Raw genomic sequence first — 24924 nt, forward strand, 5'->3', positions numbered from 1 at the left:
GCGGAGCCTAGGAACTCCGCTTACTGCTTACTGGCTCGTTTTCTTTGGGGCTACCCGATTCCCAAACACGTTCTAAGGTGGTCTAGGGAAGGCGGACAGAAGAAGGACGTATAGTTCTGCTGTCATGGCAACCAAAACCAGCGGGGCGTGACCGACAAACGACGCAAGTACGACGAGACCTGCAAGGCCGGAGCCTTGCGTCTGGCCAGCATGAGCCGCAGCACGCAGGCGGCGGCCCGGCAGTTGGGCATCAGCCCCAAGCTGCGCTACCGCTGGCAGCAGGCGCAACTGGTGTCCGAGGTGGGCAGCGAAGAAGTGCCCGCGACCCGGAGGTACGTGCCCTGCTCGCCCGGCTGAAGCGGGCGGAGCAGGAGCCTGACATATTAAAAAAGCCTTGGTCATCTTCGGCCAACCGACCCGGTGAGCACCTACCGCTACATCGCCCAGCGCCAGTCACAAGTGCCCGTGCGCTAGCTCTACTAGAGCTGCGCGTGGCGCCGACCGTATAGTACGCCTGGCAGCGCCGCCGGCAGCTGCCGGTGGTCGAACCGACCTGACAAGTAGCCGCGCTCGTTTGTGCCGCGCACCACCGACTCGGCCCCGGCCGTGCGCGCGGCCCCAACCGCTTGCTGGGCCAGCCAGCTCCCACCGCCCCAACCGGGTGTCGGCCGTCGACATCACGTATTTGCCGCGCTAGGGCGGCTTGCTTTACCTGGCCGTCTGGCTCGACCGCTGTTCGCGTAAAATCGTCGGCTGGGACGTACGCGACACGATGGCCGAAGACCTGGTTAGTGAGGCCTTGCGCCGAGCCTTGGCCGTGCGTCGCCCACCCCCTGGGCTCATCGTGCACTCCGACCAGGGCGGCCAGTACACGGCTATGCGATTCAAAGAATTAGTCGCCAAACACGGCGCGCAGCAAAGCATGAGCCGGCGCGGTAACTGCTACGATAACGCCCACGCCGAGTCGTTCTGAAGCCGCTTTACGGCTGAGCTACTCGATGGCGGCAGCTTCCCCAGCCTGGCCGAAGCCAAGCTCGAAATCAGCTACCATATTGCCGAGCGGCGGCATTCCGCGCTCGAGTACCACTCGCCCAACCACTTCGAAACCCAACTCCAAACAACTTCCCAATTCTGTCCGGCTTAGCTAGGCCACCTCAGAATAAGGCTAAAATTTAGTCGGCTAGTACGCCTAATTCGTTCGGCGAAAGGGTCATTTCCATAATCTATAGGGTTGGAATTTCCCTTTATAGGTTCTGAAAATGCGATAGTTTTAAATCTGCCCTAAAGTCTTCAGTTTTTTTCGAGCCTACTGCTTTCGCCGGAAAGCAGCAGAGTTCAGCTCTTTTATACTCCCTTTATGCGTGCTGCATACTGGTCCAATAAAAAACCCCCTCAGCAAGCTGCTGAGGGGGTTTTGTGGTCGTATAAGGAGTCGAACCTTAAACCTTCTGATTCGTAGTCAGATGCTCTATCCAATTGAGCTATACAACCGTTGTCCCGTGTTGGGAGTGCAAAGGTAGGGAGAAATTTTTTGGCTGCACAAATTCGGGGAGAAGATTTTCAATTGAAAATGGACTCGAACGTGGCAATTTGGTAATAATCAGCCACAAAAAATTAGGTGGCTGAGGCATTGCGCCGCAGCACGCGCTGCAAAGCCCGGTTGAATACCACATAGAGCCCAAACAGCGAGGCTATCACCAAGCCTACCAGTACCAACTTGCTGAGCGTCCCTTCGTCAGGGTCGCGCAGAAGAGCTAGCACATCCTGGGCTTTGGTGCCGAGCCAGTAGAAAAACAGGCTGCGCGGCAGCATGCCCAGCACCGAGGCCGTTAGAAATCGGCGCCGCGCCACGCCTACAATGGCCAGCACAAACGTCATAAGTGCAAACGGCAGCACCGGCGAGAGGCGCGTAAGGATGATAAGCGGCCAGCTCTGGCTTTGCAGCTCGGCCAGCACGGCATCCGCTTTGGGAAAGTGGTGTAGCACGGTGCGCAGCTTGCCGTGGTCGAGGCGGCGAGCCAGCTCATAGCCCAGCGCGGCGGCTATCGCATAGGCGGCCACCATACCCGCTAGCCCGCTCCAGCCGAAATAATAGCCCGTGACGATGGCCACGAATGTGGTAGGCGTGAGCGCCAGCGCCATGGTGAGGCCCACCACCAGAAAATACAGCAAGCTCTGGCCTAGCGACAGGCCTTGCAGCAGCGTGGGGCGCTCGTAGAGCAGCCCTAGCACGGAGGCCGAGCCCAGCACGGGCACCGCTACCAGCAGGCCCATGGTGAGGAAGGTAGAAAAATTCTTTTGAAAAAGCTCGCGCAAAAAAGCCATTAGCAAGGAAAAGCCGGGGGCCGGCCATTGAGTAGGCGAAAGTACCTACGCAACAGCCGGCCCCGCTGCTATGTCTGCTAGCCCCCTTACTCAGCCTCTTTGGCGCCGAAGCCGAAGAAGCGCTTTATAGCGGCCCAGGCGCCGCCCAGCGCCAGGATGGCGACTTTCCAAAACTTGAGGATAATGGCGAAGAAGCCCACTTTGGCCAGCACTTTGCCAGCCACCAGGCCGCCAATGCCATAGGCGGCTACCTCGTCGATGCCGGCACTGAAATCGTTGTACTGCTGGCCTTTTACAAACGAAACATTGGCGAGCAGGCCCGGAATGCTGGCCTTGATTTCGGGCAGCTGCTTCGGCACGGCGATGGCGTTGAAGATGAGCACGCCCTTGCGCCCCAGAATGCGCACGTTGTAGTTCAACGTTTCGTCGAGGCCGTCGCCAAAGCGCAAGAGTTTGGCCCAGTGCAGGGTATGCTGGTTTTTATCGTAAAAAGGCGGCGCGCCCCAGCCGATGAGATGCACGGCGTCGTAGCCATCTTTAAGGCGGTCTGGGTTTTCGTTCTCAGTGTCCTGTTGCATTTCTTCCAGCAGGTCGTCGTACTTGATGTCGTCCGCGTCGTCGTCTTTGACGTGGCCCATCGGGTCAAACTGAATGAGGTAAGCCCAGTTATTGTCGCTCACGGGCCCCCGGTCAAGCGGAAATAGCATGCCTAGGCTCTCCTGCGGCGGGTTGTGCCACAGCTTGTGCATCACGTAGGCCGCTTGGGCCGAGTCGAGGTAGCGGAAGCCTTTGGGCACGGTTAGCTCGCCCACCCCGCCAGGCAGCAGCACGTGGCCTTGCTGGTAGTGGAAGCTATTATTGATAGAATCGGCGGCCGCCTGGTAAATAGCGGCCGAGTCCACTACGGCGGGTGTGGTCTTAGGCTTGGGCGGGGCCGCCTGGGCATTGAAAGACAGCGTAATGCAGCTGCCAAGCAAGAGTAATAGTTTCTTCATGCGTTAGAAAAATGGTAGACTGAAATATCGTGGCTAAGATACGCGTAGCCACCCGCCGCGCCAATTGCCCGTAATTTTACCCCACCTTCCCACCCCCGGCAGCCAGCCCGCGTTAGCGGGCGTAGCTGCGCAATCCGTTAAATCCGTTTGAATCTGCGATGAAATTTGCCACCAAAGCCATCCACGCCGGCGTGCACCCCGACCCCGAAACCGGGGCCATTATGACGCCCATCTACCAGACCTCTACCTACGCCCAGCGCTCGCCGGGCGATAACCGGGGCTACGAGTATTCGCGCACCCACAACCCCACCCGCACCCAGCTGCAAGACGCCCTAGCGGCGCTCGACGGCGGTAAGCACGGGCTAGCCTTCGCCTCGGGCATGGCTGCTATCGACTGCGTGCTGCGCCTGCTGAAGCCCGGCGATGAGGTGATTTCGACCGACGACCTCTACGGCGGCTCCTACCGCATTATGACCAAGGTGTATGAGCCGCTAGGCATCAAGTTTCACTTCGTGCCAATGGGCGACATGGCCAAGGTGCGCGAGAAAGTGACGGCCAAAACCAAGCTCATCTGGGTCGAAACGCCTACCAACCCGCTGCTCAACATCATCGACATTGCGGCCGCCGCTAGCCTCGCCAAAGAGGCCGGCGCGCTGCTGGCCGTCGATAATACCTTCTCGACGCCCTACCTGCAGGAGCCGCTGGCGCTTGGGGCCGATATCGTGGTGTACTCCCTTACCAAGTACATGGCCGGCCACTCCGATACGGTGATGGGCGCCCTAGTTTTTAACGACGACCAGCTGCTGAAAGACCTGAGCTTCTACCAGAATGCCTGCGGCGGCACGCCCGGCCCGCAGGACTGCTTCCTGGTGCTGCGCGGCCTCAAAACCCTGCACCTGCGCATGCAGCGCCACTGCGAAAACGGCCGCGCCATAGCCGAGTACCTGCGCCAGCACCCCAAGGTGGAGAAGGTGTACTGGCCCGGTTTCGAGAACCACCCCAACCACGCCGTGGCGGCCAGGCAGATGCGCGACTTTGGCGGTATGATTTCCTTCGTGCTAAAGGGCGATAAGCAGGAAGACGCCATTGCGGTGCTCGAAAAATTTCAGCTCTTCACCCTGGCCGAAAGCCTGGGCGGCGTCGAGAGCCTGAGCGGTCACCCGGCCACTATGACCCACGCCAGCATCCCGGCCGAGCAGCGCCGCAAGGCTGGCCTCAGCGACTCGCTTATTCGCCTGAGCGTGGGCATCGAGGATGCGGAAGATTTGATTGATGACCTGGCCCAGGCAATAGGGTAGGGGCTAGCCCCGTTGGAATGGGGAGCGCTGGGCTGGCCGTAGGGCTGGTTCGGCGCTTTTTCGTTCGGTCAAACCGAAGCGGGTCGCCCTGGCGTAGATGCGGGCCATGCTGTCGTTGCTTTATTCATCGTGTACCCGGGTGCTGCTGGCTAGTTTTGCCAGCTTTCTTTTTGCCTGCACCACCAGCCGGGCGCCTGGCCTGGCTGTGCCGGCTCCACCTGCCCCTATGCCCACCGCTGCTATTTCTTACCTCGCTCTCGGCGACTCCTATACCATTGGCGAAGGCGCCGCCGCGGCCGACCGTTGGCCGGTGCAATTGGCTGCTCAGGCCCGCGCCCACGGCCTGAACCTGGCTAGCCCCGACATCATTGCCCGCACCGGCTGGACCACCGCGGAGCTGCAAGCGGCCATCGCGGCCAGTGGCAACCGTCGCCGCGATTATGGCCTGGTGTCGCTGCTCATCGGCGTGAATAACCAATACCGCGGTCAGGGCGTGGACCTCTACCGCAGGGAGTTTCGGCAGCTGCTAGCCACCGCTACTGCGTTTGCGGGCGGCAAGGCTGGCCACGTTGTGGTGCTTAGCATTCCCGACTGGGGCCAGACGCCCTTTGCCCACGACCGCGACGCGGCGCAGATAGCCCGCGAAATCGACCAGTTTAACGCCGTGGCGCAGCAGGAGTGCCAAGCGGCCGGCGTAGCTTTTGTGGCTGTCACGGACCTTACCCGCGCCGCTGCCGGCGCCGCTGGCCAGTTTACCAGCGATGGCCTGCACTACACGGGCCCCCAAATGCGCCAGTGGGCTAGCCGGGCGCTGCCAGTGGTGCAGGGCCTGCTGAAGTAGGCAAAAAGTAAAAGACGCGTGGCTGCGTCTGCCGCACTCTCTTTTCCTTCGCTATGCAGCTTCAGCCCCGCCACACCGGTAAAAAATACGTCAACGTGCTGCCCACCAGCGTAAGCCCGCCCTCGGGCTACGGCAAGCTGCTGGGCCGCTACCTCTTTGAGAAAGCCGAACGTGAGCCGGCGCAGCCGCTAGGCCCCTTTCGGGCCGATGCGGCGGCCCTGGCTGCCCCCGTGCCGCCCGCTGCGCTGCGTGTAACTTGGCTGGGCCACAGCACCACGCTGATTGAAGTAGATGGCCGCCGCTTCCTTACCGACCCGGTGTGGGCCCAGCGCGCCTCGCCCTCGCAGCTGGTGGGGCCCAAGCGGTTTTTTGCGCCGCCGCTGCCGCTGGCCCAGCTGCCGCCGCTCGATGGCATCATCCTCTCGCACGACCACTACGACCACCTCGACGAGGCGGCCATTCGGGCGCTGGCCGGGCGCGGCGAGCGGTTTTTTTGCCCGCTAGGAGTGGGCGCGCACCTGCGCCGCTGGGGCGTGGCCGCCGAGCGCATTACGGAGGCTACGTGGTGGGATAAAGTTGCGCTAGCCCCCGACTTTGAGCTAATTGCTACGCCCGCCCGACACTTCTCGGGGCGGGGTCTGCTCAACCGTGACAGCACGCTGTGGGCCTCGTGGGTACTGAATGGGCCGCAGCACCGCGTGTTTTTCGGCGGCGACTCGGGACCGTTCGATGAAGCGTTTCGGCAGATTAGCGCAGCGTATGGGCCATTCGATTTGGTGATGCTCGAAATCGGTGCCGCCGACCCCGAGTGGGCCGATATTCACCTGGGCCCCGATAATGCGCTGGTCGCACACCGCCTGCTAGGGGGTGGGCCGCTGCTGCCGCTGCACTGGGGCACGTTTAACCTGGCGTTTCACGCCTGGCGGCAACCGGTGCAGCGCCTTATGGAGGCCGCCGGGCCTGAGGTGACGTTGCTATTGCCTGCGCCGGGCCAGCGGGTAGACGTGGCGGCTGGTCCGCTAGCCTCGTACTGGTGGAAGTGAGGTGAAGTAAACACTCTTGAGCAAGTCGGCCGGACCGGTCGTGGTCTCGACATGCCAAAGGGCTTTGCTGGCGTACTCAACGACAACCGGTCGGACCCCTTGCAGCGCTCTGACCAGTCCGGCCGATTTCAAATAGCCTGGTGTAGTAAGCTTCTGTGATGCAGGGCTCTACATGAGGTGGTGGGCTTCGGTCTGAAGTTTTGTTGAACAAAATGACAGCCCGTTAGTTCGCCGATACCCATCTTAGCGGTGGCACATGAGTGAGTAGCCTAGCTGCTACTCAGCGAGCGTCAGCCTTACCCGGCCTGCGTGAGGCTGATACTCATAGTGCTCCGCAGCGTCTATTCCTTCCCACCCATCTTGTTTCGGGCAATACCTTCTGTTTGGCCGCTGGCCGGCTATTGGTGTGCACAGTGCGCGGCAATGGTAACTTATTGGGAAAAAATTAGATAACTTGCTTGCATCCTAGCTTCACTTTCTTTCACTAAAACCTCTACCCTGTATATGAGAAAAACCTTACTTACACCCTTGTTTGCGGTGGTGGCCCTAGCGGCCCACGCGCAAACCGTGACGGTGACGGGCCGCGTGCTCAGCACCACCGGCGAGGCCCAGCCGGGTGCCACCGTGCTGGAGCGCGGTACCACCAACGGCACCTCGACCGGCCCCAACGGCGACTTTACGCTAAGCGTGCAGCCGGGCGCCACGCTCACTATTTCGGCCATCGGCTTTGCTACCCAGCAAGTGGCAGTGAATGGCCGGACCAACGTGGAAGTGCGCCTCACAGCCTCTGCCACCGACCTCGGCGACGTGGTAGTGACCGGTTCGCGCGCCACCGAAGGCCGCTCCAATATCTTGACCACGGCGCCGGTAGACGTGATTTCGGCCCGCGAAATCAAGGCTTTCGCCCAAACCGACGTGAGCCAGGTGCTGACCTACGCGGCGCCCTCGTTTCAGTCGTCGCGTCAGTCTATTTCCGACGGCACCGACTTTATTGACCCGGCCAGCCTGCGCGGGCTAGGCCCCGACCAGGTGCTGGTGCTCGTGAACGGCAAGCGCCGCCACCAGCAGTCGCTGGTGAACATCAACGGCACCATCGGGCGCGGCTCGGTGGGCACCGACCTGAGCGTGATTCCGACGGCCAGCATCAAGCGTATTGAGGTGCTGCGCGATGGCGCGGCGGCGCTCTACGGCTCCGACGCAATTGCGGGCGTGATTAACATTCAGCTCAAAGACGACTCGACGGGCTTCCAGAGCACTGGCTACTACGGCCAAACGACGCAGAGCGACGGCAAAACCGAGCAGGCCGATTTCAACTTTGGCGTGGGGCTGAACCACCGCGGCTACCTCGATGTGAGCGGGCAGTTTATCAACCGCGGCTACACCAACCGCTCGTTTACCGACACCGCGCCGCTTATTTACCTAGGGGCCAATGGCGGCAACTATCCTTCTTCGGCCAACACTGAGCAGGCCCGCCGCGACCTTAAAGCCCAGGACGATGCCCTAGTGGCCCAAAATGGCTTCAACCGCGTCGATTTGCGTGTGGGGCAGTCAGCGTCGCGCAACTTCGGCGGCTACCTCAACGGTGCCTACCGCATCGGGCAGGGCTACGAGGTGTACGTGGGCGGCGGCGCTTCGTACCGCACGGGCCGCGGGCCGGGCTTCAACCGCCTGCCTAACCAGCCCACGCAGAGCGACCTCAATATCTTTCCGAATGGCTTCCTGCCGTTCATCAATACCACGATTTACGACCAGTCGGCCATCACGGGCATTCGCAAAAGCTACGGTGAGCTATTTGTGGACCTGAGCAATACTTTCGGCCGCAACGAGTTGGATTACAACATCGACGGCACCGTCAATGCCTCTTTGCCGCAAGGGCCGGGGCTAGTGACGGTAAACCCCACGAGCTTCTACGCCGGCAAGCTGGCGTTCCTGCAAAACACGACCAACCTGGCACTGTCGCGCAAATTTCGCGACCTGGGCCCGCTAGCCACCCTCAACGTGGCAGCCGGCGGCGAGTTCCGCTTCGATAACTTCCAGATTGGACGCGGCGAGTATGCGTCGTACATCAACGGCGGGCGCTTGTACAACAACGCGCCTACGGCCTCGGGCTCGCAGGTGTTTCCCGGCTATCAGCCGCAGGATGAGGTGAATAAGTCGCGCACCAACGTGGCCGGCTACCTCGACCTCGAAAGCGACATCACCGAGCGCCTGCTGGTGCACGCCGCCGGCCGCGCCGAGCGCTACAGCGATTTTGGTGGCAACATCAGCGGCCAGCTAGCCGCCCGCCTCAGCCTCATCGATGCCATTGCCCTGCGCGGCGCCATCGGCAACGGCTTCCGGGCGCCTTCCTTGCAGCAGCGCTACTTCACCAACACCAGCACGCAGTTTGTGAGCGGCCTGCCCAATCAGGTGTTGACGGTGAATAATGACAGCCCTATCGTGCGCAACGACTTCACTAACCCCACCCAGCCGGGCTTTGGCGTGGAGCCGCTGAAGCAGGAAAAATCGACCAACTACAGCGTGGGCCTCACCGCCAGCGCCGGCCGCCAGTTTACGCTGACCGTGGATGCTTACCAGATTGACATCCGCGACCGCATTGTGCTCTCAGCTCAATTCACGCGCACCAACCCCCTCGTGAATACCATTCTGGGTTCGCAGGCCGTGAGCCGGGTGCAGTTCTTCGCCAATGCGGTGAATACCCGCACGCGGGGCATCGACATTGTGGCCAACGAGCGCATCGCCCTTGGCGAAAAGAGCCGGTTGTTGCTGACTGCTGCTGCCAACTTCAACCACACGCAGGTGCAAAGCTTCAACAGCAGCTCGACCACGGTGAACAACGACGTGACGCCCGGGACCAGCAACCTGCAAAACACGCTCTTCGACCGCGCCCAGCGCACGCGCCTCGAAAGCGGCAACCCGCGCAGCAAAATCAACCTCTCGGCGGCCTATACCGTGGGCATCTTCGGCATCGAGGCCCGCACCGTGCGCTTTGGCGAGATTAGCACCGCCGACGCTGACCCGACCCGCGCCTACCTCGACCAGACGTTCTCGGCCAAGTGGATTACCGACCTCACGCTCAGCGCGCAGTTTACCAAGCAGCTAGGCCTCACGGTGGGGGTGAATAACCTGTTCGACGTGTACCCCGACAAGATTTACGTCGACCCACGCAACAACCCCAACAACTTCTCGGTCGACCCCACTACCAGCTATAGCTCCTCGCTCGACAACTCAAACCGCGGCCGCTTCCTCTACAGTGCCAACCAGTTTGGCTTCAACGGCGCCTACTACTTCACACGCCTGAATATCACGCTGTAAGCTAGCGCTTCCCTCAGCAAAAAGGCCCGTTCTGCTTGCAGAACGGGCCTTTTTTCATCCGCTAGGGGCTGCTTAGTTGGCCGCGTGCAGCAGGCGGGCTAGCGGGCGGCCATCGGCGCCCCGCGCCAGGTAGAGGCCGGCGGGGAGGCTAGCGGCCGGCTGCCACAGGACGCGGCCATCGGCCCCAGCGCGCAGCTGCGCCACGGTGCGCCCTAGCTCATCCACAACGACAACCTGCTGCCCGCTGCTAGCCGCCTGAAACTGCACTTGGTCGCGAAAGGGCATGGGAAATGCCGAGCTAGCCGCATCGGAGCCCGGGCGCGTGCCTAGGGTCTGGTTCGTTACCCTGATGTAAAGCGTCTGCTCTACCGTGCTGTTGGGGCAGCCATCGTCAAACACCGCGATGGTAGCCGTATAAAAACCCGGGGGCAGGCTAGCCGGCACCTGCCAGGTAAGCCGGGCCTGCGTGGCGCTAAGGGTGGTCAGGCTCAGGCCCGGAATGATGCCGGTAGCCTCGCTGCTGAAGCGTAGGTGCTGGCCCGCGTCGGGGTCGGTAGCCGTGAGGGTAAGGCTCAGCGTCTGGCCGGGGCGGGCGCTGATGGTCTGGCTGGGCGACTGGGCCGGACCGGTGCCCACCGCTAGGCTAGTGAAGCTGGGTGGCTGGTTAGCGATATTTTGCGCCAGGTAGGTGATGTCGCGCGTTACGCTGCCGATGTGTTGCCAGGTGCCAGCTAGTTGCCGGTACTCGTCCACGCGCACGGCCGCGAGGTAGTAGCCTTGCTGCACGCCGCCCGTCGGTATCGTAATGGCGCCGGTAGCCGGATTTAGCTGGAAGTGCGGCGATACTCCGCCCGCGATGGGGGTTCCGCAGGGTGTATATACGTCCAGGGCCTCTTGAGATGAAACTAGGCTGTACGCTACCGAGTCGCGGTCGGCATCATAGGTGCTGAAGCTGTAGCGCTGGGCTAGGTTGCCTTGCAGCGAAGGCAGGAGCGTTGATAGAAAAGTAGGCGAGGTATCCTGAGTGACGAGCCGATTATCTAAAAAAGCGGCTACGTAAATATTATGAAAAGCCGGCAGGGCGGAGTTGCGGTTCTCTCCTATAAAGCTCAGCGTCCACTGCCCCCGTGGCAGGTCAACGTCCACGTTGTATAAAAAAACGTCGGTATTAAAAGACGAGGTAAACAGGGAGTTACTACCCACGCAAGCCACCTGCTCTAGCCGCGTACTCTGCGCTTTGGGAATATTGTCAAATCTGAAATTCCGCGGGTCAGTTGAGTTGCAGTCGCCCACCCTGCCATACAGTGTGACTGCTGGCTGGTCGACCCCAACAATATCCCGAAACAGGCGCAGCGTGACGCGGTAGCGCGGCACATTGGGTGTGGTGGAGGCTATCGAGGTATAGGCAATATCGGCCCCTCTGATGTGCGAGGCCTGCGCGGCCAGCCCGTAGCCCAGCCAAAAAAGCCCGGCCAGTAGCCAGCGCCAGCGAAGAAGTGTTTTCATAGCGTACCCTAGCGTGAGCAAAACATGTTGCCTTAAATATAGCAACGAATTTTGCGCCCGCTAGGGGTAAGCTGGCTGAAAAAGACTTAATTGGTCGGGGCCGCGCTGTTGCCGTCGAGTATCTGAAACAGCTCGTCGAGCTTGGGCGTGAGGATAATCTCGGTGCGGCGGTTGAGGGCCTTGTTCTGGGGCGAGTCGTTGCTAGCCACCGGCACGTACTGCGAGCGGCCCGAAGCCGTGATGCGGCTGGGGTCGACGCCGCTGGCCGTGAGCAGGCGCGCAATGTCGGTGGCCCGCAGCGCGCTCAGGTCCCAGTTGTCCTGAATACCGCCGGTGGGGCGCATGGGCACGTTGTCGGTGTGGCCTTCTACTACCACGTTCACGTCTTTTTGCTCTTGCAGCACGGTAGCGAGCTTCTTGAGCGCCTCCTGGCCCTTGGGGTCTACCTTGCTCGAGCCCGACTTAAACAGCAGCTGCTCGGACAGCGACACGTACACCTTGCCATCCTTGAGCTTGACTTGCAGCTCGTTGGAGTTGAAGCTAAGCAGGGCCTTGCTCACGCGGGCCTTCAGGTCGTTCACGGCCTTGTCCTTATCGGCCAGGGCCTGGGTGAGCTCGGCTAGCTTGGCCTCACGGGCACTCAGGTCCGATTTGGCTTTTTGCAGGTTCAGGTCGAGCTGGCCCAGCTCGGCCTCGCGGGTGGCGAGGTCTTTGGCCAGCTTGCCGTAGTCGGCGTTGCGGTCGGCCAGGGCGCGGTCGCTGTTTTTGAGCAGCTTGTCGTAGCTGTCGGTGAGCTGGTTGTAGAGCGTGCGGGTGCGGCGCAGGGCATTGCCGGTCTGGGTCGAATCGGTTACCAGACGCTTCTGGTCGAGGCGAGCCTCGGCCAGGGCGTCGGCGGTTTTTTGCAGATCAGCCTTGGTTTGGCGCAGCTGGGTTTCGGCGGCGGCGCGGGCATCGGCCTCGCTTTGCTGGCGGGCTTGCAGGTCTTCGTAGCGCTTGGCCGTGACGCAGCTGCTGAGGCTGGCCCCACTGCCGGCCAGCAGCGCCAGGCCGAGCAGCGGGCGGGATAAATACAGAATCTTTTTCACGCAGAAAAAAGGGCGTAGAGTGGCAGCCAGATGATGGCAGGGGCAAGTTACGGCCGCGCTGGTCTTGCCGGGCGCAGGCAGGCGCGCTGGTTTTGGGGCCGCAGGGGCAGCTTGTGCCCGGCTACTTTCGCCCCGATGGTAACTATCGCGTAATTTTGCTAGCCTGAAGAGTAGAAAAAATAGGACGCGGCCTAGGCAATCGGCCGTTCATCTTCCCTTCTTTATTCGTCATTTCTCCACCTCCCCACCAGTATGGCTTGGTTCAAGCGCCAGGAAAAGGGCATTATCACCCCCACCGAGCAGAAAAAGGAAACGCCCGACGGCCTGTGGTATAAGTGCCCCGAGTGCAAAACCGTGGCCACGATGGCCGAGCACAAGCGCCTGCACTACGTGTGTGGCAACTGCGGCTACCACGACCGCATCGACGCTTCGGCTTACTTCGAGCTGCTCTTCGACGACAGCCAGTATGAAGAGCTCGATGCCAACCTGACTTCGGGCGACCCGCTGCACTTCGTCGATACCAAGCCCTACCCGCAGCGCGTGCAGGCCACCGAAAAAAATACCGGCCTGAAAGATGCCGTGCGCACGGCCCACGGCCTGAGCGCCGGCCAGCCTTTAGTAGTGGCCGCCATGGACTTCCGCTTCATCGGCGGCTCGATGGGCTCGGTGGTGGGTGAGAAAATAGCCCGCGCTATCGACTACGCCCGCCAGAACCGTGTGCCGTTTCTGATGATTTCGCGCTCGGGCGGCGCCCGCATGATGGAGGCCGGCTACTCGCTGATGCAGATGGCCAAAACGTCGGCCAAGCTAGCCCTGCTGGCCGAGGCCAAGGTGCCCTACGTGAGCCTGCTCACCGACCCTACCACGGGTGGCGTCACGGCGAGCTTTGCCATGCTCGGCGACTTTAATATTGCCGAGCCCGGCGCGCTCATTGGCTTTGCCGGCCCGCGCGTTATCAAGGAAACTATAGGCAAGGACCTGCCCAAGGGTTTTCAAAGTGCCGAGTTTGTGCTCGAGCACGGCTTCCTCGATTTTATTGTCGACCGCCGCGAATTGAAGCAGCGCCTCGCCGACCTGCTGTCGATGGTGAATGCATAAAGAGCCAGGCGCCCGCCGCCTAGCTAGGGTATTTACCCGCACGCTCAGCTGTTCGGCGCGCCTTGGCACGACTTTGGAAAAGCCCGCACTGGTAACCAGTGCGGGCTTTTGCGTATAAGGCTCCGATGGTGATGCTAATTTTCTTCACTCATCCTTCAGAAAAATGATGACTTCTTCCAAGTCTTTCGTAGCCGTGCTGCTAGCCTTTGTGCTGCTGCTGGGCTCGTGCGCTTCGTCGCGCCAAACCACTACGCAGCCTGACCTGTCGAGCAATAATGGTACTGGCGTACGCAAAACCGGCATGAATAAAACCACCAAAGGCGGCCTGCTGGGTGCGGGTGGCGGCGCCGTAGTAGGCGGCGTGCTAGGGGGTATTTTGGGCGGTGGCAAGGGCACGGCGGCGGGCGCCATCCTGGGTGCCGCCGTAGGTGGCGGTGCGGGCGCACTCATTGGCCGCAAGATGGACAAGCAGGCGCAGGAGTTGCAGCGCGATATGGCCAACGCCAAGGTGGAGCGCGTAGGCGAGGGCATCAAAATCACCTTCGACTCGGGCATTCTGTTTGACACCAACAGCAGTGCGCTGCGTGCTACTTCGCAGGCCGACATCAGCAAGCTGGCCGCTACGCTCCAGAAATATCCCGACACCAACGTGCTGGTAGAAGGCCACACCGATAATACCGGTACCGACGCCATCAACCAGCCCCTGAGCGAGCAGCGCGCCCAGTCAGTGGCCAGTGCTCTCACGGCCCAGAGTGTGGCTAGCAGCCGCATTACTACCAAAGGCTATGGCTCGAGCCAGCCGGTGGCCGACAACTCGACGGCCGAAGGCAAGCAAGCCAACCGTCGTGTAGAGGTAGCCATTTATGCCAACGAAAAAATGAAGAAAGCTGCCGAAAACGGCACCTTGTAAGCTGCTACGCGGCATTAGCCAAAAAGCCTGGACCGTAGGTCCAGGCTTTTTGGTGGGCGGGCACAACCCGGCTATTTCGAGTTGCGTTAAAATCTTGTCGGCTCAGCTGCCGCTTTTCTTCTCTAAACGCTTCGTACTCATATGAAATCCTTCTCGAAACTTTTCACTTTTCTGCTGGCCTTCTTCCTGCTGGCCGGCACAGTAGCGCAGGCGCAGGATAAACCCAAAGGCTGGAGCCGCAAGGCGAAAGGCGCTGCTATCGGCGGTGCCGGTGGGGCCGTGCTTGGTGGCCTGCTAGGCGGTGGCAAAGGCGCCCTGATAGGGGCTGGCGCTGGCGTGGTAGGTGGTGGCCTGGTGGGCCGCAACCAGGACAAGAAAAAAGACCCTGCTCGCTACAACCGCTACCGCAACAAGTAGGCGGTGGTGGTGGTCCCCGCGCCCCTCAGAACAACCGAAAGCCTGGCCTGTGGCCAGGCTTTTTTTGTGGCTAGCCAGGAAGAATCAGCATAAATCGGGGAAAGCGGGCAGCTGGTCCGTGCGAGTTTGGCAAGGTGGTTGCAAATGGCGAACTTGCCGCCGCGTTGGCTTTATGCTGGGCGCAGTTTTTTTCTTTTATTATTTTCTTCGATGAAAACCCTCAAACTTTCTTTTTCTTACCTGCTGGCGATGTTGCTGCTGCTAGGCCACTTTGCGCAGGCACAAACCAGCACAGTTAGCACCGATAAGCCCAAGGGCATGAGCAAGTCCCTGAAAGGCGGCCTCCTGGGCGGCTTGGGCGGGGCTGTGGTAGGCGGGGCCGTTGGCCGTGCGTTTGGCAAGTCACACACTGCCCAAGGCGCTATTCTGGGAGCAGTAGTAGGGGGCGGCGCTGGTGCACTCATCGGCCGCAAAATGGACAAGCAGGCCGCCGAGCTGCGCCGCGACCTCGAAGGCGCTACGGTAGAGCGTGTGGGCGAAGGCATCAAAATCACTTTTGCCTCGGGCATCCTGTTTGCCAGCAATTCGTCTAACCTCACGTCGGCCGCTACCGGCAACATCGATGAGCTGGCCACTACGCTCCAGAAGTATGCCGATACCAACATCGTAATCGACGGCCACACCGACTCGTCGGGTTCCGATGCCATCAACCAGCCCCTGAGCCAGCGCCGCGCTCAGGCCGTGGCCAATGAGCTGACCGCCAAAGGGGTGGATAACAGCCGCATTACGGCTACGGGCTACGGCTCGAGCCAGCCGGTGGCTAGCAATGCTACCGAAGCCGGCAAAGCCCAAAACCGCCGCGTAGAAGTAGCCATCTTTGCCAATGAGAAGATGCAGAAAGCCGCCAAAAAAGGCCAGCTGTAAGCGTCCAAACCACGGATTCGACGGATTTTTCGGAGTAATCGGATTTTGTGGATGTTAATTAAAAAGCCGCCTACCGGGCGGCTTTTTTCGTATCGTGTCAACCTGCAGAGCGGGGCCTGCGCGCCAGGTGGCCAGCTGCAAAATCCGATTACTCCGAAAAATCCGTCGAATCCGTGGTTCAGACATACGTTTCCCCGCCGCTTGAGAAGGCCCTGGCCGACCACGCTATTCTGAATGAGTTTTTTGGGCCGGTGCCCAGCGCCGCACGCCGCACGCCCATGCGCGAGCTCATTTCGACCTTGCTCTCGCACCGCACTACCCATGCCGACGAAGAGCTGGCCTACGACCGTATGCTCGAAGCCTTTGGCGATTGGGAGGGCGTGCTGCACGCGCCGCTCGACGACCTGATTCATGCCATCCGGACCACGCGCTGGCCGGCCACGCAGGCGCCGCGCATCCAGGATATCCTGGGCCGCATCAAGGCCGAAACCGGCGGTAGCTTCTCGCTCGATTTTCTGGCCGACTGGGATACCGAGCGCGCCATGCAGTGGCTGACCGATATGCCCGGTATCGGCCTCAAAACGGCCTCGCTGGTACTACTCTTCAACTTCCGAAAGCCCGTGCTGCCCGTCGATGCCCACGTGCACCGCGTGATGCAGCGCCTCGGCGTGCTAGGCCCCAAGGTGTCGGTCGAGAAGGCGCACCCCGTGCTGCTGGAGTTGCTCAAGCCCCACCTCGACCCCGAGGGGCTGTTCAATTTTCACAAGCATAACTACTGGCACGGCCAGCAGATTTGCTTTTTCCAGAAGCCGAACTGTCCGCGCTGCCCGCTCAAGGGGTTTTGCAACTATTACCGGGAGCACTACGGTGAGGCCACGCCCGAGGCCCTAGCAGCCACGCCCACGCATTGGGACGCGGCAGCCTGGGGCAAGCTGCCGCATTAACTTTAGTAGCGCGAACTTTGTAGTTCACGTGGCGGAACGCTGCTGGTCGGCCCAGCATTACTCCGCCCATTACGCGGGCTACCAAGCCTGCGCTACAGCTTATGCGTCTCGTTCGCCACCCAGTTCTCTGCAATTACTACGTCACGTACCGCTGCAATGCGAAGTGCGCGTTTTGCGACATTTGGGAAAAGCCCTCGCCCTACATCACCCTGGCCGATGTAGAAGCCAACCTGCGCGACCTCAAGCGGCTAGGGGTCAAGGTGATTGACTTCACCGGTGGTGAGCCGCTGCTGCACCGGCAACTGCCCGAGTTTCTGGGCCTAGCCCGCGCTATGGGCTTTATCACCACCGTGACGACCAACGGCCTGCTCTACCCCAAGAACGCCGAAAAGCTGCGCGGCAAGGTCGACATGCTGCACTTTTCGCTCGACTCGGCCGACCGCGCCACCCACGACCTGGGCCGCGGCGTGGCCTGCTACGACTTCGTGCTCGAAAGCATTCGGGTAGCCAAGGAGCTGGGTGAGCGGCCCGACATCCTGTTCACGGTTTTTCGGAAAAACCTGGCCGACCTGGAGGCCGTCTACCGCGACATCACGCAGCCCAACGGCCTAGTACTCATTCTAAACCCGGCTTTTGAATATGGTGAGGTCGAAACCGGCGAGCAGCTCACCGAGGCCGAGCTGGATTATCTGTCGGCTTTCGGCAAGCGCAAAGGCGTGTACCTCAACGAAGGCTTTATCGCGCTGCGGCGCGACGGCGGCAACCACGTAGCCGCGCCCGTGTGCCGGGCTGCCAGCACCACGCTCGTCATCTCGCCCAGCAACGAGCTCGTGCTGCCCTGCTACCACCTCGGCGAGCAGAAATTTCCCATCAACGGCCAGCTCTTCGACGTGTATAACGCACCCGCTACCCAGCAGCTAGCTGCCCTCGAAGGCCGCCTGCCGCAGTGCGAGGGCTGCACCATCAATTGCTACATGCAGCCTAGCTTCGCGGTCGAAACCAGCAAATATTTCTGGCAGGCCCTGCCCAGCACCCTGAAATACAACTGGGAAAAAGGTACTTGGAAGCGCCTGCTCACTCAGTAATACTATGCCCGCCCTCATCCTTCCTGTCCACGGCATTTCGCCTACTATCGGCCCCGACTGCTTCTTGGCCGACAATGCGACCCTAGTGGGCGATGTGGTGCTGGGGCGCGGCTGCACGGTGTGGTTCACGGCCGTGATTCGGGGTGATGTGAACCGCATCCGCATCGGCGACGAAACCAATATTCAGGATGGCGCGGTGCTGCACTGCACCTACGAGAAAGCGTCCCTCACCATCGGCTCGCGCGTGAGCATTGGCCACCGCGCCTTGGTACACGGCTGCACCATCGAAGACGACGTGCTCATTGGCATGGGCGCCATCGTGATGGACCATGCAGTAGTGGGTGTGGGCTGCATTATCGCCGCCGGGGCCGTAGTGCTCGAAAACACCGTCTGCGAGCCCGGCTACCTCTACGCCGGTGTGCCCGCCAAAAAAATCAAGCCCGTGAGCGAGGCGCAGGCGGCTGGGCTGCGCCGCACGGCGGCTAACTACCGGTTGTATGCTAACTGGTTTACCGTGGGCGCCGGCGACTAGCGACAGCTAGCGATAATTTCCGCGCGCAGCGCACTTATTTCGTGGCTGGCGCTTTCACAAGGAGCGTAGCACTGCCTTGTAGCGGAAGCCCCTGGGGGCTTAATCCTTCAGCAACGGCCTGAAAAGTGCCGCCCGCATCGGAGGTGAAAAATGATAGCTGTGCCTGCCCTTTTGCATCGGTCTGCAACTCGGGGGCCCAGTAGAGGGTGGCGTAGCGTGGGTCGGGGAGCGAACTGGCAGTAGCCGCGCTGTAGCGGGGCGCATAAAACTCCCGGGCTTGATAATAGCCTGGCACTTTTACCATCTGCATACCTGAACGAGCTACGGGCAGGACATCTGCCGAGCCCTGTTCAGGGAGGGTGCCATTTCGGCGTGAATAGGCAGCCACCACACCGCCGTAGGCGTTTAAGCCGAAGATGGCACCCGAATTTTGATTCATAATATCAACGGATTGGATATCGCTTATCGGAAATGAAGCGAACAATTCGGCCGATACCGGCGAGCCATCAATGAGGTACAGTGGCTCAATTAGTTTGAATTTGCCGGTGCTTTGGTCCTGCATGGTCGAAGCCTGGCGGATGTTCATGTGATTGCCCGTCACCGCTACCCCCGCCATCCGCCCCTGCAGGTACTGGAATATGTTGCGCGTATCGCCCTGCTGCACCTGACCGGCAATCGGTATTACCACAACGTTAGGATTGGCGTAAGTACGCACGGCCCCATCGGTTGGGCCCGTACTACGGTAGCCTCTCACGTTTACCCCACCGAGCTTAATCGGTTCAGTTGGCGAGGCTTGGCTGCCTAGTGGGAGGCGCTGCTGACTACGGCGTAGGTAGGCGGGCAGGGCCGAGGCTAGCAGCGCATCGGGTGGCTGCACCTCGCCGGGCGGCGGAGCCAGCAGGCGAATGCTGAGCTCCTTCTCGCCTTTTGCGGGCTGTGCTCGCAGCACAACGGCAGTAGTATCAAGTCCATCGAGCCCGCGAAATAAAAAGTGGCCGGTCGCGTCGGTCACGGTCTGCGCTTCTCGCCTGGGGCTAGTTTGCAGGTATGAAATCGGGCGGGCGGCGGCTGGCTGATTAGCCGCAGTAAACACTTGCCCACTCACGCTCAGGCCTTGCTCGAGCGCAAAGCGTCGTTCGGGAAGCTGGCCGGCCAGCAGCTCTTTCCACACAAAGCGCCGCCAGCCTTGCGTAAGCAGCAAGTCGTTCAGCGCCAGTTGCGTTTCTGGATTGGCTGGCTCGCGAAAGTAATAGCCTGGGTCTTCAATTACCCCGGCCAAATCAGAGCTAAGTAGTAAATGCGAGACGATAGTTGGCCCGTAGTCAGGGCCTGGCGCCTGCGCCGCAACGGCCACGGAAAAATGCCCGGCTACGGGCTGCCCCGCCGCATCGGTAGCCGTCAGGCGAATGTGTACCGCCTCGCGGGGGCCATAAGCAGGCTTGTCGGGCAGGAGCGCCAAGCGAACACCGGGCGGGTTAGGAGTGAAGAGGAGCCGTTCGCATTGCGCGGTGCTCTGCTCATCAAAAAGCGTGAGGTGAGCCAGGCCCGGCGGAAACTTTGCCTTGGGTAGCTTGACTGCAACCGGCGCGGCATCGTTCAGCGGCACGCGGGAGGCAAAAACCACCGTGCCTCGCACCTGGGCTAGCAGTAGGGCAGGGCTAGGGGGCACCCCTGCGCCTAGCCGCCGCCGAATGGTGATGAAAAAATCAGCATCGGTTTCGCTTGCGTGCAGCACGTACCCGCCGGGCTGGCTTCCGGGCAAGGCAACGGTCGTGGTCAGCCCGCCGGGCAGCATTACCAAGGCCCGGTATTGCTGGCCAACCGCGGGCGTTAGGCGAAACGACCCCATGCCAAGGTGGCGGCTCTTAAAGCTAGCGAGCACCTGGTTGCGCGCATCCACTATTGTGCCCTGCACGGCTACGCCGTGGCCCCGCGCATCCGTGGCCTTAAACCCAACTTCACTCTCTAGTCCTTCAACTAAATTGCCACCCTCGGGAAAAAAGCGGATATCGACCGGCGAACTGCTCGTCGCTACCGCTTGCTTGCCGGTGGGGCTAACGATGGCGAGGGGCCGCGTGAAGAAAAACGCCGGGCCCGCATTACGCATCCAATTGGTATAGGCCCGCACCTGATAAGTACCGGTAGGCAGCGAGTCGGGCAAGGCGATATCGCCGTGGGCTAGCCCACCCGTGAGCCGCAGGGTGCGCTGCGCCACCAGCTGCCGCCGGGGGGAAAGCAAATCGACGTACAAAACCTTACTGAGCGTATCGGGCCGATGCGAGTCAGCCTCTACTGCATACCCCTTAAACCAAATGGTTTCGCCCGCGGCATAGAGCGACCGGTCGAGGTGGAGATACGCCTTCTCAGGGAGTGCGGTAGCGTAAAAAACGCCCACGCGCTTGATAATTTGGAGAAATGGGTCTTCAGCAGTAGGAAACGTAAAGGCTCCTAACCCTAGCAGCAGGAAGCATACAAAAATTGGTTTTAATCGGCTTTGGCGTACGGATGCAGGCATGAGGTAGCAGCGATTAGCTTAGAAGATGAACTACCTGTGAGCCAAGAACGAAACGCCGGATTCGAAGCTGGAGGCTAGCTGCTGCAAAGTAGAGAAAATGTTGTATACTTCTGCCAGATTTATTCGCTTCCTTCACCTATGCGTCCTTCCTTCTTTTGCGGGTGGCTACTAGCCGCGCTACTTGGGAGCTGGGCGGCCCAGGCCCAGCACAGGCTAGACGGACAAGTGCGCGATGCCCGCACGCAGAAGCCGCTAGCCTACGCCAGTGTATTCTTCGCTAATTCAACCTACGGGACTACTACTGATTCGACGGGCCACTTCGTGCTGGATGGTATTCCGGATGCCCAATATGAGTTGGTGGCCTCTTACGTAGGCTATCAGCTTTATAAAAAGCAGCTAGAGGTGTCAGCAGCAGCGACTCTGACAATTCTTCTGCAGCCGAGCCCCACGCAGCTTGACGAGGTGGTGGTGCGGCCCCGTAAAAACCGCCCGTCCGATTACCAGAAGTTTTTAGTGCAATTCTTGGGTAATAGCGCGCTGTCGAGGCAGTGTCGCATTGAAAATCCGGAAGATGTAGTCGTGGTCTACGATGAGGGCCACCGCGAACTGACGGCGGTGGCTCCGCGCAACCTGCGCGTGCTCAACCAAGCGCTCGGCTACCGTATTACCTATTATAACTTCGATTTTAAGGTTTTCTACCGCGATAATCGTTGTGAGTTTGTAGGGGCGCCTCGGTTTGAGGAGCTCAACAGTGTCGATGCCAGGCAGCAGCAACGCTGGAGCGAAAGCCGCCGCCAGGCATATGCCGGTTCGCTGCCGCATTTTTTGCGCAGCGTGCGCGAAAACAGCCTGGCAGAAAACGGCTTTCTGGTGCAGCGTATGGTACGTGAGCTGAGCTCTACTGAAGCCCGGCAGCGTTTAGCGCAGCCCAATGATTCGCTCGCTGCGGTGCTGGAGCCCGAGCCAGGCCTGCTGGCACGCGTATATAGCCAGCCACTGCAAGCGGCCCAGGTTTGCCGCAGCGAAGGCAACCCGGCGAGGACTAGGCTACTGTTTGCTAATAGTCTGCAAGTTACGTATCAGCGTGAGCAGCCCGATGATATGTACGTGGCCTACGTGACCGAAACCAGAAGCAACAATCTGAAGGATGCCCTAGCCAATAGGTGGCTTGGCGGCCAAACGAAAACGGCCTTAGGAAAGGCGCTCTACGAACCCGTGTTGGAGCAATCACAGCTACGCTTACTTGGCCCTGACGCTATCATTCTCCCGAATGGCTACCTGACCAATCCGCTCAGCGTGAAAGTAGATGGTTACTGGAGCTTCGAAAGAATCGGCGAGGCGCTCCCACTTGATTACACTCCCGCGCCGCTGAAATAAACGTTTAGATGTTATTGGTATAATAAAGAAATATTTCAAAGTAGCCCTATCTCTATGCCGGCGTGCCGGCCCGCAAAATCAAACCCGTGAGCGAAGTATAAGCGGCGGGCCTGCACCGCACCGCCGCCCATTACCGGTTGTATGCCAGTTGGTTTTAGGCCGATAGCAATGCCTAATAGAACCCTAGTAAGGAAACTGATAAAAAGCGTTAAAATATTCAGGAAGGAATAGGAAGTTGGGTTGTTGAGCAAATAGCTTTGCCGATAAGTTCTACCCTTCACCATTTTTTTATTTATTCTCTTTTATGAGAAACGCTTACCGTTTTGTAGTAGGTCTTGGTATCGCTGCTATCTCACTGTCGTCGTGCAGTCGCGCAAACTATGCCTTTAACAACACTGCCCCCGCCTATTTAGGCTCGGAGCAAATGCAGGCACCAGTTGCCGGTAAATCTGCCTCTGAAGAGGTGACGACTGCTGCTCCTGCAGCAGCTGCGCAGCAAGTAGCCACAGCAGCCCCGGTTCGCCACAGTGCCCGTCGCGCTGCGCATCAGGCTAGCGCCTCTACCGCTGCAAAAGAAGTAACGAGCACCCCGGCCGCTGTTGAAAAAGAAGTAGTTGCCAAACTTGACCGCAAAGCCCTCAAGAAAGAGTTGAAGCGCCAACTGGCAGCGGCTCCGCAGGGCACAACTGCCGATGGCAAGAGCCAACTGACTGCACTATTGCTGAATATTTTCCTGGGCGCTCTCGGGGTGCACAGGTTTTATCTAGGGTATGTGGGCCGGGGCATTTTGTACATCGCACTATTCCTGACCTCTTTCCTTATCCTGCCAGGCATTGCCTTGTTTGTGCTCGAAATCATTGACTTGATTCGTATCATCACGGGTAAGCTCAAGCCAAAGAACGGTGAGTACGGTAAGACTTTCAATAACTAATCTGCCGAATACACGTTCATAAAAAAGCCTCCCAAGTCGGGAGGCTTTTTTATGTGGGTAGTGCTAAGTCTAGGCAGCCAAGGGGTCTGTTTCGGCCGGAGCAGTGTTGCTGATAACCCGCAGCTGCACCATCTCGACCACGCGGCCGGTACGGCTCAGCACCCGAAACTCGTAGGGGTCGAGCACGGCCACGTCGCCGACTTCCGGAATGTTGCCGTAGAGCACATTCAGCAGGCCGCCCACACTTTCGTAGTCGTCACCCTCGGGCAAGGGGTAGGGGAGAAATTCGTTGGCATCGGGGATGGCCGTAGCGGTGTTTACGCGGTACTCGGTTTCCGAAATCTTCTCCACCACCGGTACCTCGTTGTCGTACTCGTCCTGGATTTCGCCTACCAGTTCCTCCATGATGTCCTCGATGGTGACGATGCCCGACACGCCGCCGAACTCGTCGCTCACGATGGCCATTACAATGTGCTTGCGCTGAAACTGGCGCAGCAAGCGGTTGATTTTCTTCGTCTCGGGCACGAAATAGGCCGGACGCATAATGCGAGCCAACTCCAGCGGCTCGCCGCGCCGGATAATGGGCAGCAAGTCCTTGACATAGAGTACTCCCACGATATTGTCGATGTTGCCCTCGTACACCGGCATGCGCGAGTAGCCTTCGCTGAAAACTGTTTCCAGAATGGTTTCCTCGGGCGCGTGCACGTTCAGGGCAGCCAGTTTGGTGCGGGGCACCATTATCTGCTTCACCATCCGGTCGTTGAACTGGAAGACGTTCTCAATCAGTTCGTGTTCCGAATCCTGAATCTCGCCGCTCTCCTTGCTTTGGTCGATGAGCAGGCGCAGCTCGTCAGAAGTGTGGGCCTCGGTGCCGTGGCCGCTGTTGTGCAGGCCCACCGCCCCTAGTAGTAGGTTGGAGGCTTTCGACAAAAACCAGGTGAGCGGCAGCGTGACGATGTAAAAGGCCCGCAGTGGCAGCACCAGCGCCAAGCTCACGCTTTCGGGCCGCTGAATGGCTAAGGCCTTGGGAAACAGCTCACCAAACAGCACGTGCAAAAACGTGAGGATGGTGAGCCCGCCCGCAAAGGCAATGCTTTTTACCGTAGCCTCGCTAAAGGTGAGGTGCAGCTTGGGCAGCAGGTCTTCGATAATCTTGGTGAAGACTTCCTCGCCCACGGCACCCAGCAGCAGCGATGCTACCGTGACGCCAAACTGCGTAGCCGACAGGTAGTCGTAGAGCCGCCGCAGCACGCTAATGGCTTGGCTCGCTAAGCGGCTGCCTTCTTTGGCTTTTACTTCTAGCTGCGAAAGCCGCACCCGGATGAGGGAGAATTCGGCCGCAACAAAGAAGGCGTTTACTAAAATGAGGAGAAACGTGAAGAGTAATTGGGTGCCCATGAGCCGGACTAGCCACCGATACGAACCGCCGGGGTAGCCTACGTAATGCAAAAGTACGCACGCTGCCAGGGTGGGTTAGCGGCGGGCGCTATAATTCAGCCATTTGGTAGCGCTTAAATGAAGAAGAGGCGCCTCCCCGGCCGGGAAAGCGCCTCTTCTAAAAAAGCTGTAGCGGAAGGACTTGAACCTCCACGAAGAAGTTAGGCGGTGGCTCCGAGAAGCCGCTGCTTTATCCCCTAGTCTTCACCCCCGAGATAGGAGGGCGTGTCTGCCAGTTTCACCACACTACAAGGTTTGGGTCGCCACGCCGTTTGCGTTTTGATGTGTCAAAGGTAGGGCATTACATTCTGTGTTTGCAAATTTTATCAAAAAAAACCTTGAA

21 protein-coding genes and 1 tRNA gene are annotated in these 24924 nt (G+C 59.9%); 15 read left to right on the forward strand and 7 right to left on the reverse strand.

Annotated elements, in window-relative coordinates:
• The first annotated feature begins 147 nt into the window (after nucleotides 1–147).
• Both J4D99_RS12180 and J4D99_RS12185 read left to right on the forward strand, forming a co-directional pair.
• Nucleotides 148–357: a transposase gene (locus J4D99_RS12180; RefSeq protein WP_208131996.1), complete on the forward strand. Its 210-nt coding sequence runs from the start codon at nucleotides 148–150 to the stop codon at nucleotides 355–357.
• A 346-nt stretch (nucleotides 358–703) separates the two neighbouring features.
• Nucleotides 704–973 (forward strand): DDE-type integrase/transposase/recombinase, encoded by a 270-nt coding sequence (locus J4D99_RS12185; RefSeq protein ID WP_208131997.1) that lies wholly within the window; start codon nucleotides 704–706, stop codon nucleotides 971–973.
• 444 nt (nucleotides 974–1417) lie between these two features.
• Here J4D99_RS12185 and J4D99_RS12190 read toward each other — a convergent pair.
• The 3 genes from J4D99_RS12190 to J4D99_RS12200 all read right to left on the reverse strand — a co-directional run bounded on the left by J4D99_RS12190 (nucleotide 1418) and on the right by J4D99_RS12200 (nucleotide 3320).
• A tRNA-Arg gene (locus tag J4D99_RS12190) sits at nucleotides 1418–1491 on the reverse strand.
• A 123-nt stretch (nucleotides 1492–1614) separates the two neighbouring features.
• Nucleotides 1615–2325 (reverse strand): TVP38/TMEM64 family protein, encoded by a 711-nt coding sequence (locus tag J4D99_RS12195; protein ID WP_208131998.1) that lies wholly within the window; start codon nucleotides 2323–2325, stop codon nucleotides 1615–1617.
• Nucleotides 2326–2411: 86 nt separating this feature from the next.
• A complete protein-coding gene (locus J4D99_RS12200; RefSeq protein ID WP_208131999.1) occupies nucleotides 2412–3320 on the reverse strand; it encodes a DUF2167 domain-containing protein in 909 nt (302 codons plus the stop codon).
• A 158-nt stretch (nucleotides 3321–3478) separates the two neighbouring features.
• Between J4D99_RS12200 and J4D99_RS12205 the strand changes: the two genes are divergently transcribed.
• The 4 genes from J4D99_RS12205 (at nucleotide 3479) to J4D99_RS12220 (ending at nucleotide 9817) form a co-directional block, all read left to right on the forward strand.
• Complete coding sequence (locus J4D99_RS12205) at nucleotides 3479–4618, forward strand: cystathionine gamma-synthase (RefSeq protein ID WP_208132000.1); 1140 nt, start codon at nucleotides 3479–3481, stop codon at nucleotides 4616–4618.
• 226 nt (nucleotides 4619–4844) lie between these two features.
• Nucleotides 4845–5459: an SGNH/GDSL hydrolase family protein gene (locus tag J4D99_RS12210; protein WP_236018640.1), complete on the forward strand. Its 615-nt coding sequence runs from the start codon at nucleotides 4845–4847 to the stop codon at nucleotides 5457–5459.
• Nucleotides 5460–5512: 53 nt separating this feature from the next.
• A complete protein-coding gene (locus J4D99_RS12215) occupies nucleotides 5513–6502 on the forward strand; it encodes an MBL fold metallo-hydrolase (RefSeq protein ID WP_208132002.1) in 990 nt (329 codons plus the stop codon).
• 504 nt (nucleotides 6503–7006) lie between these two features.
• Nucleotides 7007–9817: a TonB-dependent receptor gene (locus J4D99_RS12220; protein WP_208132003.1), complete on the forward strand. Its 2811-nt coding sequence runs from the start codon at nucleotides 7007–7009 to the stop codon at nucleotides 9815–9817.
• Nucleotides 9818–9889: 72 nt separating this feature from the next.
• Here the strand turns inward: J4D99_RS12220 and J4D99_RS12225 are convergent, their stop codons facing one another.
• Together J4D99_RS12225 and J4D99_RS12230 are read right to left on the reverse strand one after the other, a co-directional pair.
• A complete protein-coding gene (locus J4D99_RS12225; protein ID WP_208132004.1) occupies nucleotides 9890–11323 on the reverse strand; it encodes a hypothetical protein in 1434 nt (477 codons plus the stop codon).
• 86 nt (nucleotides 11324–11409) lie between these two features.
• Nucleotides 11410–12411, reverse strand: coding sequence for an OmpA/MotB family protein (locus J4D99_RS12230; RefSeq protein WP_309509626.1), 1002 nt, complete (start codon nucleotides 12409–12411; stop codon nucleotides 11410–11412).
• 252 nt (nucleotides 12412–12663) lie between these two features.
• On the opposite strand from J4D99_RS12230, the gene accD reads away from it, so the two are divergent.
• The 7 genes from accD to J4D99_RS12265 all read left to right on the forward strand — a co-directional run bounded on the left by accD (nucleotide 12664) and on the right by J4D99_RS12265 (nucleotide 18321).
• Nucleotides 12664–13509, forward strand: coding sequence for an acetyl-CoA carboxylase, carboxyltransferase subunit beta (accD, locus tag J4D99_RS12235; RefSeq protein WP_208132005.1), 846 nt, complete (start codon nucleotides 12664–12666; stop codon nucleotides 13507–13509).
• 166 nt (nucleotides 13510–13675) lie between these two features.
• Nucleotides 13676–14419 (forward strand): YiaD family glycine zipper/OmpA-like lipoprotein, encoded by a 744-nt coding sequence (locus J4D99_RS12240; RefSeq protein ID WP_370551430.1) that lies wholly within the window; start codon nucleotides 13676–13678, stop codon nucleotides 14417–14419.
• 141 nt (nucleotides 14420–14560) lie between these two features.
• Complete coding sequence (locus J4D99_RS12245; RefSeq protein WP_208132007.1) at nucleotides 14561–14836, forward strand: YMGG-like glycine zipper-containing protein; 276 nt, start codon at nucleotides 14561–14563, stop codon at nucleotides 14834–14836.
• Between the two features lie 210 nt (nucleotides 14837–15046).
• Nucleotides 15047–15760, forward strand: coding sequence for a YiaD family glycine zipper/OmpA-like lipoprotein (locus tag J4D99_RS12250; protein ID WP_208132008.1), 714 nt, complete (start codon nucleotides 15047–15049; stop codon nucleotides 15758–15760).
• Between the two features lie 173 nt (nucleotides 15761–15933).
• Nucleotides 15934–16704, forward strand: coding sequence for an endonuclease III domain-containing protein (locus tag J4D99_RS12255; RefSeq protein ID WP_309509627.1), 771 nt, complete (start codon nucleotides 15934–15936; stop codon nucleotides 16702–16704).
• Between the two features lie 101 nt (nucleotides 16705–16805).
• Nucleotides 16806–17789, forward strand: a complete 984-nt coding sequence (locus J4D99_RS12260; RefSeq protein WP_208132009.1) for a radical SAM protein — start codon at nucleotides 16806–16808, stop codon at nucleotides 17787–17789.
• Nucleotides 17790–17793: 4 nt separating this feature from the next.
• Nucleotides 17794–18321 carry a gamma carbonic anhydrase family protein gene (locus J4D99_RS12265; protein WP_208132010.1) on the forward strand — a complete coding sequence of 176 codons (528 nt, stop codon included), beginning with the start codon at nucleotides 17794–17796 and terminating at the stop codon, nucleotides 18319–18321.
• A gap of 34 nt (nucleotides 18322–18355) precedes the next feature.
• Here the strand turns inward: J4D99_RS12265 and J4D99_RS12270 are convergent, their stop codons facing one another.
• The gene (locus tag J4D99_RS12270; RefSeq protein ID WP_208132011.1) at nucleotides 18356–20836 is read right to left on the reverse strand and encodes an MG2 domain-containing protein; all 2481 of its coding nucleotides are present in this window, start codon (nucleotides 20834–20836) and stop codon (nucleotides 18356–18358) included.
• A gap of 138 nt (nucleotides 20837–20974) precedes the next feature.
• Here J4D99_RS12270 and J4D99_RS12275 point away from each other — a divergent pair, with 138 nt between their 5' ends.
• On the forward strand, nucleotides 20975–22213 hold the full coding sequence (locus J4D99_RS12275) for a carboxypeptidase-like regulatory domain-containing protein (protein ID WP_208132012.1): 1239 nt from the start codon (nucleotides 20975–20977) through the stop codon (nucleotides 22211–22213).
• A 304-nt stretch (nucleotides 22214–22517) separates the two neighbouring features.
• Nucleotides 22518–23144: a TM2 domain-containing protein gene (locus J4D99_RS12280; protein ID WP_236018641.1), complete on the forward strand. Its 627-nt coding sequence runs from the start codon at nucleotides 22518–22520 to the stop codon at nucleotides 23142–23144.
• Nucleotides 23145–23213: 69 nt separating this feature from the next.
• On the opposite strand, the gene J4D99_RS12285 is transcribed toward J4D99_RS12280, so the two are convergent.
• A complete protein-coding gene (locus J4D99_RS12285; RefSeq protein ID WP_208132013.1) occupies nucleotides 23214–24542 on the reverse strand; it encodes a hemolysin family protein in 1329 nt (442 codons plus the stop codon).
• Nucleotides 24543–24924 lie beyond the last annotated feature (382 nt).

Source organism: Hymenobacter sp. BT559, assembly GCF_017571525.1.
Classification (GTDB): domain Bacteria; phylum Bacteroidota; class Bacteroidia; order Cytophagales; family Hymenobacteraceae; genus Hymenobacter; species Hymenobacter ginsengisoli.

Coding starts and splice junctions, on each gene's coding strand:
- J4D99_RS12260 (WP_208132009.1), top strand. CDS start 16,806: ATGCGTCTCGTTCGCCACCCAGTTCTCTGCAATTACTACGTCACGTAC.
- J4D99_RS12285 (WP_208132013.1), bottom strand. CDS start 24,542: ATGGGCACCCAATTACTCTTCACGTTTCTCCTCATTTTAGTAAACGCC.
- J4D99_RS12205 (WP_208132000.1), top strand. CDS start 3,479: ATGAAATTTGCCACCAAAGCCATCCACGCCGGCGTGCACCCCGACCCC.
- J4D99_RS12195 (WP_208131998.1), bottom strand. CDS start 2,325: ATGGCTTTTTTGCGCGAGCTTTTTCAAAAGAATTTTTCTACCTTCCTC.
- J4D99_RS12275 (WP_208132012.1), top strand. CDS start 20,975: ATGCGTCCTTCCTTCTTTTGCGGGTGGCTACTAGCCGCGCTACTTGGG.
- J4D99_RS12270 (WP_208132011.1), bottom strand. CDS start 20,836: ATGCCTGCATCCGTACGCCAAAGCCGATTAAAACCAATTTTTGTATGC.
- J4D99_RS12250 (WP_208132008.1), top strand. CDS start 15,047: ATGAAAACCCTCAAACTTTCTTTTTCTTACCTGCTGGCGATGTTGCTG.
- J4D99_RS12200 (WP_208131999.1), bottom strand. CDS start 3,320: ATGAAGAAACTATTACTCTTGCTTGGCAGCTGCATTACGCTGTCTTTC.
- J4D99_RS12220 (WP_208132003.1), top strand. CDS start 7,007: ATGAGAAAAACCTTACTTACACCCTTGTTTGCGGTGGTGGCCCTAGCG.
- J4D99_RS12265 (WP_208132010.1), top strand. CDS start 17,794: ATGCCCGCCCTCATCCTTCCTGTCCACGGCATTTCGCCTACTATCGGC.
- accD (WP_208132005.1), top strand. CDS start 12,664: ATGGCTTGGTTCAAGCGCCAGGAAAAGGGCATTATCACCCCCACCGAG.
- J4D99_RS12215 (WP_208132002.1), top strand. CDS start 5,513: ATGCAGCTTCAGCCCCGCCACACCGGTAAAAAATACGTCAACGTGCTG.
- J4D99_RS12245 (WP_208132007.1), top strand. CDS start 14,561: ATGAAATCCTTCTCGAAACTTTTCACTTTTCTGCTGGCCTTCTTCCTG.
- J4D99_RS12240 (WP_370551430.1), top strand. CDS start 13,676: ATGACTTCTTCCAAGTCTTTCGTAGCCGTGCTGCTAGCCTTTGTGCTG.
- J4D99_RS12280 (WP_236018641.1), top strand. CDS start 22,518: ATGAGAAACGCTTACCGTTTTGTAGTAGGTCTTGGTATCGCTGCTATC.
- J4D99_RS12210 (WP_236018640.1), top strand. CDS start 4,845: ATGCCCACCGCTGCTATTTCTTACCTCGCTCTCGGCGACTCCTATACC.
- J4D99_RS12225 (WP_208132004.1), bottom strand. CDS start 11,323: ATGAAAACACTTCTTCGCTGGCGCTGGCTACTGGCCGGGCTTTTTTGG.